This window comes from Natrialba magadii ATCC 43099, assembly GCF_000025625.1.
Taxonomy (GTDB): Archaea; Halobacteriota; Halobacteria; order Halobacteriales; family Natrialbaceae; genus Natrialba; species Natrialba magadii.
Map to the genome: position 1 here is coordinate 218,470 of NC_013924.1, position 12,198 is coordinate 230,667.

Annotated in this window: 10 protein-coding genes and 1 pseudogene; 3 read left to right on the top strand and 8 right to left on the bottom strand. The window is 59.5% G+C overall.

Translation table 11 applies throughout. The features are described from left to right. Nucleotides 1–4: 4 nt before the first annotated feature. Complete coding sequence (locus NMAG_RS20040) at nucleotides 5–1,123, bottom strand: signal peptidase I (protein WP_004216232.1); 1,119 nt, start codon at nucleotides 1,121–1,123, stop codon at nucleotides 5–7. A 56-nt stretch (nucleotides 1,124–1,179) separates the two neighbouring features. Then, entirely contained in the window at nucleotides 1,180–2,619 is a 1,440-nt protein-coding gene (locus NMAG_RS20045) for a nitrous oxide reductase accessory protein NosL (protein ID WP_012996986.1), read from the bottom strand. Between the two features lie 310 nt (nucleotides 2,620–2,929). Here NMAG_RS20045 and NMAG_RS20050 point away from each other — a divergent pair, with 310 nt between their 5' ends. Further along, complete coding sequence (locus NMAG_RS20050; protein ID WP_012996987.1) at nucleotides 2,930–3,313, top strand: hypothetical protein; 384 nt, start codon at nucleotides 2,930–2,932, stop codon at nucleotides 3,311–3,313. 719 nt (nucleotides 3,314–4,032) lie between these two features. On the opposite strand, the gene NMAG_RS20055 is transcribed toward NMAG_RS20050, so the two are convergent. The 5 genes and pseudogenes from NMAG_RS20055 to NMAG_RS22550 form a co-directional block, all read right to left on the bottom strand. Continuing rightward, nucleotides 4,033–4,998: a transcription initiation factor IIB gene (locus tag NMAG_RS20055; protein ID WP_004216235.1), complete on the bottom strand. Its 966-nt coding sequence runs from the start codon at nucleotides 4,996–4,998 to the stop codon at nucleotides 4,033–4,035. 228 nt (nucleotides 4,999–5,226) lie between these two features. Beyond that, nucleotides 5,227–5,499: a hypothetical protein gene (locus NMAG_RS22545; RefSeq protein ID WP_081446737.1), complete on the bottom strand. Its 273-nt coding sequence runs from the start codon at nucleotides 5,497–5,499 to the stop codon at nucleotides 5,227–5,229. Between the two features lie 113 nt (nucleotides 5,500–5,612). Continuing rightward, nucleotides 5,613–5,840 carry a hypothetical protein gene (locus NMAG_RS20065; protein ID WP_004216237.1) on the bottom strand — a complete coding sequence of 76 codons (228 nt, stop codon included), beginning with the start codon at nucleotides 5,838–5,840 and terminating at the stop codon, nucleotides 5,613–5,615. A 307-nt stretch (nucleotides 5,841–6,147) separates the two neighbouring features. After that, entirely contained in the window at nucleotides 6,148–7,011 is an 864-nt protein-coding gene (locus tag NMAG_RS20070; RefSeq protein WP_004216238.1) for a hypothetical protein, read from the bottom strand. Between the two features lie 263 nt (nucleotides 7,012–7,274). Next, a pseudogene (locus NMAG_RS22550) lies at nucleotides 7,275–7,574 on the bottom strand (hypothetical protein); the annotation flags it as partial. 262 nt (nucleotides 7,575–7,836) lie between these two features. Here NMAG_RS22550 and NMAG_RS22285 point away from each other — a divergent pair. Beyond that, a complete protein-coding gene (locus NMAG_RS22285) occupies nucleotides 7,837–8,007 on the top strand; it encodes a hypothetical protein (RefSeq protein WP_160165666.1) in 171 nt (56 codons plus the stop codon). 227 nt (nucleotides 8,008–8,234) lie between these two features. On the opposite strand, the gene NMAG_RS20080 is transcribed toward NMAG_RS22285, so the two are convergent. Further along, a complete protein-coding gene (locus NMAG_RS20080) occupies nucleotides 8,235–10,202 on the bottom strand; it encodes a S9 family peptidase (protein ID WP_004216240.1) in 1,968 nt (655 codons plus the stop codon). Nucleotides 10,203–10,495: 293 nt separating this feature from the next. On the opposite strand from NMAG_RS20080, the gene NMAG_RS20085 reads away from it, so the two are divergent. Next, a complete protein-coding gene (locus NMAG_RS20085; RefSeq protein WP_004216241.1) occupies nucleotides 10,496–12,133 on the top strand; it encodes an MBL fold metallo-hydrolase in 1,638 nt (545 codons plus the stop codon). Nucleotides 12,134–12,198: the final 65 nt, after the last annotated feature.

Here is a 12,198-nt window from a genome sequence, read left to right on the forward strand (position 1 = left end):
TCGGTCACCCACGTGTTCGTAAACGGTCCTGTTCTCGAGCCGTTCGAACGTCCTGATAGCCAGCAACGCGTCGTCCGAGTGCGTACGACACACTACCGAGTGTGACGACGATCGCGACGAACGGGGCCCACGGGTGAACTGCGTACAACGCGTCGATCACCCCTCGCGGAAGGACGTGGAGATACCGCCGCTCGAGAACCGTTCGGTCGTTGTGGCCGGTCGCCTCAGGAGCCTCGAGCGTAACCCCGACCACCTCGCTATCGCGTCCCGAAACGGACATCGATTTGCGCTCGACGGAAACACCGTCGTCGACGGGCTCGAGATACGCGACGATCGGTATGAACCCCTGGTTCGAAACATGGTAGGACGTCTGGGCCGTCCCGCCGGGTTCGGTGACGAGTTCGACGTCCGGTGCCGGATCGGAGCTGATGACCGTAAGCGTCTCCCCGCCCGCTGGAACGAGCATCGCTGCCGACGCGGCGATCACGACGAACAGGGCGAACCCAAGGCCGAGGGCCAGTCTAGAAGGGGCGGCGACAGTGTCGCCAGATCTGTCTCTCTCCGACGACGACCGGTCACGGGCTGTCTCGAGTGCGTAGCCGGTGAGTGAGAGGACCAGCAGTGCAATCGGGAGCACCGCCGTGCCACGGAGTTGGTCGAGTCCGGTGAGGTCGATCAGCCACAGTTGGGCGGTCTCGGCTGCTGCCCCTACGCTCGTCGCTACGGTTCCCAGTCCAGGAATCGTAACGACCGTCCCACCGACCTGTACGGCCGTCGCGAGGACGTCGTCCTCCTCGAGTGGTGGATCACCCCGGGCCTGGTCAGTGATGGGATTCGCGTCACCGCGGGTGACGTAGCCCTCGTCGGTCTCGTCGACGACGCGGTGGGTTACCAGCCCGCCGTCCCCGTCCGCCTCGTAGACAACCACGTCGCCCACCTCCACCTCGCCCGTCACGGCAGCCGGTACGGCGACGAAGCCGTCACCGGCCTCGACCGTCGGCTCCATACTGTCGCTGGTGACGTAGCCCAGCAGGATCGGCTGGCCGAGCAGTTGACCGGCGACGACGATTGCGCCGACTAGCAACGCGAACTCGAGTGACCGGGATATCGTCGAGCGTCCCATTATATCACGTCCTGAAGTACAGTTGGAAGATAGACCACCAGCTTTTTCGAAGTGGCCTACGGCTCGTAGGAGTTCGGACGGTATTCCTCGGCGATGTCGGCGTCGAAGTCGTCGAGAGTGACGATGTCTGCCTCTTCGAGGTCGTCGTAGGTGTCGACGTACGCGAGGGCGTCGTCGTAGGCGGCGAACGACGGCGGATTCGCCCCCATGATGTGATGCTGCGTCTCTCGGCTCGCGTCGTAATCGAGCACGAAGTACGCCTCGTGTCCGTCGATGAGGTCGGTCCCGTCACCGGTGCGATTACCGTCGTCGTCGAGGTCAGTGAAGTCGACGACCCAGACTCCCTCTATCGGAGCGTCCGGAACAGTGACGTAGTCACCGTCGTACTGGCCTGGATCGACAACATACGGGACGATACACCCATCGGAGCAAAACTCCATTCGGTCGCCGTTTGCGTGTGTTACTTGTCCGTGGGAGTCCTCCCAGGTTTTCGTCCCCATGTTACATACTGGACAATTTACATCACCGTCCGGTTCGTAGAACTTGATCGCCGCATCTTCGACATCGAGCGTTCCGGTGACCGCGTCTGTTTCACCGGCGTAGTCGACTGTCACCGTCCAGTCGGTCCCGTCGAACCGGAAGTCACCGTGTCGTCCGGACTCGGTGTCGTCTGCGTCGAGATCGTCATACACCGTCGGGACCTCGAACGTGGCCTCCACCTCGCTGTCTTCGGGCACGGTAATCGTCTCTTCGTGCGGTTCCAGTTGGTTACCCTCGATGTCGAGTGTGACTGTCGCGTCCCCGCCGCCGTGTCCCTCGTCTGTGACTGTGGCAGTAACGTCGAAGGTGTTGTCCGAGCCGACCGTGACATGATTGTCGGCGTCGACCTCGAGAACTCCGTCCCCGTTTTCGGTGTCGTCCTCTTCATCATCGTCGTCGTCCTCGTCTGAGTCCTCCTCACCGCTACCGCTGTCGGCGTCCGTGGTCTCGGCGACAAACCGAACGGTATGGGTGTCGTCGTCACCGTCCGTGTCGGGAAGCGCGTCCTCGACGGTATCGTGACCGGTCGCATCGACCAGAACGGTGAACGTTTCGCTGTTGTCTCCCGCCGCGTCCTCGAGGGTGACGCCGTTGTCTTCGCCCACGACGGTGCCGTCGACCCGATAATCGAGCACGGCGTCCGCATCGTCGCCAAGCCACTCTTCATCCCCAACGTAGACGGTGACAGGCTGTGTCCCCGTGTTCGTCACGCGAAGCAAGTCGTCGAATCGGATCCACTCGTCGTCCCCGACCTCGACGTCGAGCTCGAGGGGATCCTCGGTGACGTACGACCCAGCATCGCCCTCGTACTCATCGTTGAGTTCGACGTGGAGGTCACTGTCACCAGCCTGGATCGAAACCCCGTGTCCAGTACCGGCCGCACTGAACGCGCCAGTGCCTACCAACAAACCGGCACCTGCGGCGGTCGAACCGAGCATGAATTTCCGGCGTTGCATACTAGTACATCCCTTCTACATGGCCGCGTGTTCCTGGGAAGCGCCTCTGAGTCGATCGGGACGTGTCGTGTTCCGGCATAGTACAGTAAGATATGCTGATGTAATTACCTAACAATTTGTGGTGCATTCGTGGAATGAACTAGTATGACTGTAGAAAGGAGGCAATTATGTTTTGAAAATTTTCGACTAGTGGACCAGAACAGATTGGGTGTGTCGCCGCTACTACCCACGTGATGGCGTGTCAGTCTGCTGGAACAGCCCGGGAACAGACCACCGAACGAACACGGCTGAAGGCACTGAGGTAATACTGATGAGAGTGAGCCGCCGCCGACTGTTTCTAGGCCTCGCTGGGCTCTCTTCGCTTGCTATCCTCACAGAGACCGACGGCGCCTCAAGAATCGGAGTCGGTCAGGCAACTGCCATCGACACAGCCGACGACGAGTCCGCTCTCCAACTCAGTTTCGAAGAATCGAACGACGCCCTCACTATCGACTCCACACTCGAGAGTGCGGAGGTGACGGAATTCGATGCCGAAAAAATAACGGTCGGCTCGAATCCAACCGGGGAAACTGTACCAGTCACTATAGAGGTCGAAACGGACGGACACGACGAAGATACCGTCACCGCTCGCCTCGAGAAAGAAGATATCCAGGTGGAGGCCGAACAACGACTCGTCCTCGAGGGAGACGGCTAGAACGTCAGCCACTCCGTCAGGAGCCCGACGCACTACACTCGTACCCGTCAGGGTCGACACCCACCGTCTCGAGGGAGTCGGTGTTCGCCGGTTCACAGCGTGGCGCAGTGTCGACGACGCTCGCGCATTCCCGAGACGGTGCCCTCGGGGTTTGCCAGTTCGTCGAACTGCGGTGCGTGTGCGAACACGGGTGTACCACCAGTTCGGTTCGTCGTCGTTCCGCACCGAACACGAGATGGTGACTACGTCTGGCTGGTCACCAACCGTGATCTCGACGTCGGCACTGACATCGAAATCGCTCACCACTGGCTCAAGCGTAGCGCCGTCGCTGGGGCATTGAGACGTCCTATCGGAAGAGAACTGAGTTTCTCCCACGAACGTCGCCACCGACGTTCTCGGTACGACTGTTTACTTCCTTTTTGTCGTCGCGCTGTACAATTAGGAGTGGTAACAAATATAGTCGTCACTCCACGTCGGGCGGTCGGGACTGACCCAGTCGTCCCGACCAGCCTGTTTCGTACGTTTCTCGGACAAATACCGTACAGTGAGCGCTTGGTTCGGCGACTGAGTCGGGCTAATTCAGCCCGACTCAGTATACCTCTCAGTACTGGCAAGACTGAGAGAACAACGGGTAACCGAAAGCTCTGGTCTCTGGCTCCCGTCATACTCTTTGAGCAGCACTGAGCACAGTTTCACGGAGTCAGATCCGATGCAGAGCGTTAGTCGTGAATCCCCATTTCGGCGATTTGCTCTTGGTACCGATTTCGAATAGTGACCTCAGTTACCTGAGCAACATCTGCGACTTCCCGCTGGGTCTTTTTCTTATTGCAAAGGAGCGCAGCAGCGTAGATGGCAGCCGCGGCATACCCTGTTGGCGATTTCCCCGATAACATCCCTTTCTCAGCCGTCGTATCGATGATTTCGTTGGCCTTCGATTGTACTTCATCGGGAAGTTCGAGTTCGGAACAGAAACGGGGGACGTATTTCTTGGGATCAACAGGCTGCATTTCAAGGCCCAGTTCCTTCGAGATGTATCGGTACGTGCGGCCGATCTCCATCCGTTCAACCCGTGAGACGGCGGCAATTTCATCGAGCGATCGTGGAATCCCTTCCATCCGACAGGCCGCATACAGCGTACTCGTGGCCACACCCTCGATTGAGCGTCCTCGGATAAGGTCTTCCTCGAGTGCACGTCGATAGAGGACGCTTGCGACTTCGCGAACAGAGCGGGGAACGCCCATGGCAGAGGCCATCCGGTCGGTCTCAGAGAGCGCAAACTGGAGGTTGCGCTCGCCAGCGTCCTTTGTTCGGATCCGCTCTTGCCATTTCCGCAGCCGATTCATCTGGCTGCGTTTCTCCGAGGAAAGAGACCGACCGTAGGCGTCCTGGTTTTTCCAGTCGATTGTCGTGGTCAGTCCCTTATCGTGCATCGTCTGGGTCGTCGGCGCACCAACGCGCGATTTGCTGTCACGTTCAGCCGCGTTGAACGCCCGCCATTCTGGCCCTCGATCGATAGCCTCCTCTTCTAAAATCAGTCCGCAGTCCTCGCAACTGATTTCGCTCCCATCAGCGCTCCTCGCAAGCGTTGTTGAATCACATTCAGGGCAGCTTCGAACACCCTCTTGTTCAGAGGTTTCTTGCCCTGTTTCAGTATCGCGCTCTTTCTGCTGGGGCAGGCGTTCCATTACCTAGAATAATGTGCTCTGTCGGGTTAAACGCTGGGTACAATACTGAGACAAGAATTATGCGAAATTCCGGCGTTTTAACAGCCGTAAAACGTGAAATGACCGGAACAGGCAGATGAGTGGGTCAGTGGGGTGTGGGTGATCGGGCACCAGCAAAAAGAGAGCACTCGTTTGGTTATGTATGCGAGGAAGGTATCGGAGAAATGCTGCCAGTGAGTGTCTCCTGCATTACACACCTTCCTTGTCAGCATTACGGGCTGCTGTCCAGCCTCGATGGAAAACAGCAAGCTGAGTGCTCGAGTCAAAGGCGGTCCCACTTGGTTCGTGGACGAACACCCGCTTGCCAGGGACTGGTGTCACCAGATCGTTATCGACAAGTTCGGTAACGAGCTTTCGGGCGGCTGTGTCGCCGATATCTGCTGTCACGACGCGAGTTGCATCCCGATCATGGGCAACGAGTCTGGCTTCGAACCGTCTGGCTTTGTTGAAACCCACAATCACTGATAGTTAGGGATGGTCGTGCTGAATACAGAGCATTAGTGCAGCACGGCCGCATCGCTTGTTTCCCACGTTAATCAACGAACAAGAATTCAATCGACTTGTAAAAGTGTCGGTCACTCGTTAAGAAAGAGTAGATAATATGCCATCATCATTCCAAGAAACGCTCCACCGAACACAACAAACCCAACGGCTGTTCCAAGATATCCTCCACCAAAGACAGTGCCAGCCGCGTTTGCAAGCCATCCTGCGATAACGAGTGTAAGTAGCAAGTATGCGATATTTGCTAACCAACGTAGAGACTCTAAGAGATTTTCAATTAACACTTGTTTCGTGATATCCATAAACTGGTCTATGACTCTACAAAATATGATTCTTCTGGTTCCAATCTGTACTGCCGATCATATACTCACAAATCAATCCAGAGTCCGTACCACACTCGCGCCCTGTATTCAGCACGACAATCCTATCACGTTCTGAGGGTTTCAACAGAGCCAATTGTGAGTTGATTACTTGTTGTACTCATCTCTTGCAAAACTCTATAAGCGAAAGCCCGGAAGCGAAGCGGCCTATGGCCGTGAGCAGCCCGGAACGTGGAGGTGGTGGGTGGTGGCGGTGATCGTACCTACCAGCAAAAAAGGGCATGACCGGCTATTCCCACCACGTCTCCCGCGCTGGGAACCGGACTTCCGACCACCGAGTGAGCGCGATTGAACACCGACCGTTGTACCAGTTCTTCGCCGCAGCCCTGAACCGCACCCGTTCGCCCTCGTCGACCAGCGGCTGTCTGCTCTTCCGCCAGACCGTGAACTTCGTTCGCCCCGTCTCGTCCGCAAGCAGCCCAACCTGTTGTTGACTCGAACAGGCTGGCTCCCACAGTTCGATCACACGACCTTCAACGCTGACCTCGCCGCGATTGATCTCCTCGAGTTTCCCAATCGGTACGATCGTCCCTGCCTCGTGGAGCAGCTCCTCTTTCGTCTCCATCACAGCCTCGAACAACTCTGTTCCGTCGAGAACGCGACTGGCGATCCGCTTCGCGATGACCGCCCGACTGTAGCCACCCCGGACGTTGTCAGCCAACCGCTGTGCCTGTTGATTGACTTCCGCCAACTGCTCGCACTCGAGTTGCTCACGGGGATCGCTTCGAGATACCGACCGGCGCTGTTCACGGCGCATCGCTTCGACTTCCTGCCGGGTTCGTCGTGCCCGCCCATTCTGTTGACCGAACTCGGCCTGGGCACTGATGCGCTCGAGTTCCTCCTCTCTGGCCCGGATGCGCTCTTCCTGAGCCAGGGTCGCACCGTAGATTCGCTCGTCGCTCGTGTCGACGATCCCATCAGGGTGGTTCGCATCCACCTTCGCCTGGATTTCCATCTCGACCGTTGCCCGGAACTCCGGGATTTCGTCGACGATGTACTCTGCATCGGAATCGTGCTCCGCTCGAGTGTCCGCCTGTTCGTATGCCTGTTCATCGACCGAAACGACCTTACTGACTGAATTCTTAGTAGACATTGGAATTCTAACTTCCGAAGGCGCTCACTCGGCGTCTTCTTCTGACACCACGACTCTCCAGCCGTGGCTCTCGACATCGACCGACTCATTCACCATGTGCGCTCTCGCTCGCGCCCCACAGGGACGCGAGCGAAGGCGCGACCATCGGGGAGCGCCTCGAGGCGAACGGTGAACGGAGTGAGCCGTGAGCAAGCGGAGGGCGGCAGCGACGAGCGGGGCGGGCCGCAACCGTAGATCAGTCAACCAACTCAACTAGTATCCAGTCAGGGCTCCTCGAGGAACGACCGGGCTCGCTGTACGTAGCTGTTCACGTCCCAGCTGCGGGCAGCGCTGATCTCGTCGAGGTGCATCTGAGCATCAGCAACTGATAACCGCTCAGTTCGAACGAGGACAGAGAGCAAGGTTTGCGTAGTCACAAGCCGGGTATCGGCGAGCGACGCGTGAATCAAACCGAGTTGGTTGAACTCATCGCAGAGACACAGTGCAGCGTCAAGTTCGTTCGCGAGGGTGACAGCAGCGTTCTCGCCGTCGTCAAGCGGAAACTCGGCATCGAGGTCGACCGACTATGTCTCGAAAGAATCATTTTTAACGCCGAGAGGACGGAACGTCGTTGTTCGACGGACTGCGGGACGCGAGAGAACAAGGTCGCGAGTGTGAGAAGACGATCCGGGAGAGGAGCCGCGTGTCGAAAGCATCGAGGAGTCGCTCTCCGACACACGCGAGGAACTGGCAAAGGCGAGTGCCGAAACCGACGCGACGTCCAAACCAAACTCGGCCACCATCGACGACCTTTCGGAACGAGCGTTACAGGTGGACCGCGTCGCTATGGCCCTCTCGGAACTCGACCACGCGTGCGACGTGTTGCGGCCGGAGCTGGATTCTGAGGCTGTCGCGTCAACAGCCGTTTTCCCGGACGAAGCCCGAGCCAAGGGCGACAACGTGACGACGCCACCGGATGCAGGCGACCGCCTGTCAACACGCCTTTCCCGAACGTGAGGTGGCGATCCTGGTGTCGCCGGCAGGCGAGTGAAACGTGGAGTGGTCGAAGGAGTGGCCCCAGGAGATGCTCTGGCAGAAGTTCTGCGCTGAGATCAGCAACGCCGACAGAGAAGACGCGTTCGAGTTATAATGCGTGGTCAGAGACGCAGCGCGAGAACGGTGTGGAGTCGGTGCTTGCCGTCTCTCTCCCGTTTATCACTGTCCGAATTCGAGACCGGGCCGCCTTACTCGTCGTCCGCCACCGGATCGATCCGAGGCAGGTCATCCGCCGGTTCGAATCCGAAGACCTCGCCGTAGAACGCGAGTTCCGATTCTGTGGCACGCTTGCGAGAGTCCGCCCGGCGGAAGCCGTGGCGCTCATCGTCGAACACGAGCAACGAGTGCGGAACGTCGTTTGCGGTGAGGGCGTCGACCATCGCCTCCGCCTGCGAGAGCGGGACCACGGGATCGTCCTCACCCTGCAACAGGAGCACAGGTGCGTCGATGCGATCGGCGTGTTCGACGGGCGAGCGCTCGCGGTAGGTGTCCGCCGCCTCGGGATACGACCCGACCAGTTGATCGAGATAGCGTGACTCGAATTTGTGCGTTAGTTCCGCGAGGCGAGCGAGATCCGCGACGCCGAAGTAACTGGCACCGGCGTCGAACGCGTCGTGGAACGCGAGCGCCGCCAGCACGACGAACCCGCCGGCGCTCCCGCCGCGGACGGCCAGCCGATCGGGATCGGCCCGACCCGTTTCGGCCAGGTGGACCGCAGCGTCAACCGTGTCTTCGACATCGGTGATACCCCACTCGCCGTAGAGCGCCTCCCGATACGCCCGACCGTACCCCGTCGATCCGCGGTAGTTGACGTCCGCGACGGCGAATCCACGGGAGGTGAAGTACTGGATCGTGAGATTCAGCGCCGGAGTCGTCGCGCCGGTCGGCCCGCCGTGAGCGAACACCACCAGCGGCGGGCGTTCGTCCGACGGCGCCTCAACCTCTGGATTCGTCGGCGGGTAGACGTACGCGTGGGACACGTCGCCGTCGCGGGTCTCGTAGCTGACGTGCTCCGGCGTCGCCAGGTACGCGTCGTCCACCTCGAGCGCCGTGCTCCGGCGAACGACCTCCGGATCGTCTCCGGGCGTCCACCGGACAACGCACGTGGGTGTCCGCGGGCCGCCGGCGATGAAGGTCATCGTCTCGCCGTTCGACCTGACGCGTGGGGAGACGGTCTCGAAGGGCAGGTCCGCTACCTTCCGATCCCCTCCCTCAAGAAGTTCCACCCGTTGAGTCCCGTCTTCGGTGGCAACGGCGACGATCGTTCCGTCGTCGAGGACGGAGAACGTCGCCATCCCGAACTGCCAGAGTGGAGCCCCGTACTCGGCGGTGCGTTCGAGCACCGGTTCGGGGGAGCTTCCGTCGAGGGGAACGCGGTAGAGGTTCCACCAGCCGCTCCGATCGGAGGCCACGTACAGGTCGCCGTCGGGAGCCCAGGTCGGCTGAAAAACCGCCTCCGAGTCCCCGCCGAGAACCACGCGTTCGTCAACGAGGGCTCCGTCGTCCATCACTGTCGCGACGTGTAACTCGGTGCCATCCCAGGGCATTCGCGGGTGATCCCACGTGAGCCAGGCGAGTCGATCGCCGTCGGGCGAGAGTCGCGGCGCGGCGTAGAAGTCATGCCCCGATGCAATCACCGCCGGCTCGTCGCTTCCGTCCGCCGCAAGCCGAACCAGCGCGTTCGTCGGCTCCTCGGCGCCGTCCTCGTCAGCCGTCACATCGTGGTTCTCCCTGACGCAGTAGACGTGGCGACCGTCCGAGGCCACCTCGAAGTCGGCGTATCGCAGTCCTCGCTCGCTTTCCGGTGCGGGTGTGATGGCGACCGGGTCGCCATCCGGGGGCTGGCGGTAGACGCGCTGATCGTCAAACGCCGTGAAGAACACGGTGCCGTCGTGGACCGTGAAATCGCCGCCTCCGTACTCGTGGACCAGCGTGCGAACGTTGACTCCGTCGGGTGTGACGCCCTCGATCCCCTCGCCATCGTGTCGAACGATGACGCCGCGACCGTCCTCTGTCGGGCGCTCTTCGCGCCAGTACACCTCATCACCGTCGACTGCGACGTGCCCGAACGTGCGAGCATCGCTCGCGACCACGTCGGCGGAAATCGGCGACGGCCAGGTCCCGTACGGTTCCGTTCGAGTTCCATCATCACTCATGTGGGTCGCCTCTCGTTGCCCAACGAAATATTGATTCATAAAGGTGAGTTCTCCGGTGATCGACCGTCCTGAGGAGGCGAGTCGAACAATTTGTCACTCTCTATCCGAGTTCCCTCCTGCAGTTGTTCTCTCCGAGACGATATCGGTGCTGCGGCGTGGGATCTGCAGGATTGAAATCGGAACTCGATTGATTCACACCCGCATGCATCGATGATCGGTCGGTTGTGTGTATCCAATCTGTCTAACACAAAACTGAAATTCATGCAGTGGTGAATTGAAACAGTCCACCACGTATGCGTGTCTCCTACCAACATGCGAACGTTCACAGCGGTAACGAATCGACGCTCCTGCGCTTCACCACAGAGGATGGCACGCGTGCGTGTGTTCTCGTCGATGCTGGCGACAATGTCGACGTCGAATCCATGCTCGGCGACGACGAGTACCTGAACGCAATTTTGCTCACTCACGCCCACATTGATCACTACCAAACACTCGCGAGAAACGTTCACCACAGCGCTTCGATATACACCTCACCTGCAACGGCGACAGTCCTCGAGCAGTCGTTACCCGAAGCCCAGAAGGACAACAACCTCGGCGATATCTCGGTTGCACTCGACGCTCTCGAACCGATCGACGACTGGACGTCGATCCTCTCCACACTCGAGGTCCGACCGGTTGCAGCTGGACACACCCCTGGTGCTGCCGGATTCATACTCAGATTTCGCGACGAGAACTCGAGTGACGACCCTCTCAGCGGCGAACAACACCTCCTCGTCACCGGCGATTTCACGACGCGACCGTGTGCCGGGTATCCTGGACTCGAGACCGCGTACCCGTTCGATATCGACTGTGTGTTGCTAAACGTCTCGAACGACGATTCGTACACGGCCGCACTCAACGAGTCACTCGAGACGGTACTCGAGCGTGCGTTCGCCGGTTCGAGAGTCGTGGTCGCAACGAGTTCGCTCACCGGCGTACACTACGCGACGCTCCTCGCTCGCGTTGCAACGGAACTCGAGCGCGAGTTACCGATTACCCTCGTCGGGCAGGCTGCCAAACTGTACACTGCACTCGAGTACGACGAGCCATCAGTCACGCCTGTTGAAGTGTTCGAACGACCTGCGGAGGTACTCGAGGACGGTGGCGTGACGATTACAGGCCCGGAGTCGGCGACGACTGGGAGTTCTCGGCGACTGCTCGAAACAGTTGGCGACGATCCAGGAGCGCTGTTTCTCCAACTCGCGACAGGAAACGGCGACGGTATCCCGAATACCCAGTGTACGACGCAATCGGTTCGGCTATGCAATCATCCCACACTCGAGACGATCGACGACGTCGTCCGCTCACTCGCTCCGATCGAGGTCGTGATCAAACACGCAAGAGGCGAGACGCTCAACCGGTTTCAACGCCGCTTCGATCGGTGTTTCACCTGGGGGACGAACGATCAGGACATCCACCGACTCTACGAAGATGGACGCTGGAACGCGCCCGGGTGGATCCCGGACACGACTGCAAGTCAGATCCGCAGACGACACTGGGAGGCGGTACAGGAACAATCTCTCGAGGCACCTACCACACTGGATGTCAACCGGCGCGAACCGATCACTCTCGAGGCCGAAGGCGTCAACCTCGACGTCCTCGAGGAAACGTTTGTACGGACTGTGGCAGATCCATATGCGTCGACGGACTCCGATGGTGTGACAGCTGACACTGAGACGCTTCCTGCAGAAACGGAATCACTCGAAGAACAGTCGCTTGAGGCAGAACTCCTCGCTCGACTCGATGCGATCGATGCGAAACTCGAGTGTTCCGAGGAGACAGTTAGAGCTCGTGTGCTGAGTGGCGGAGAGGATGAGCAGTTCCTCCAACTGCTGGATCAGGCAGAACTCGAGGCAGGAGAGGTCATTGAATTATCGATCAAATCAGCGTAGACCGCATCGATGCCGGTATAAGTCCCGAACTGGAGTACTGCACGCTCATTGCTTGCATCCAGTTC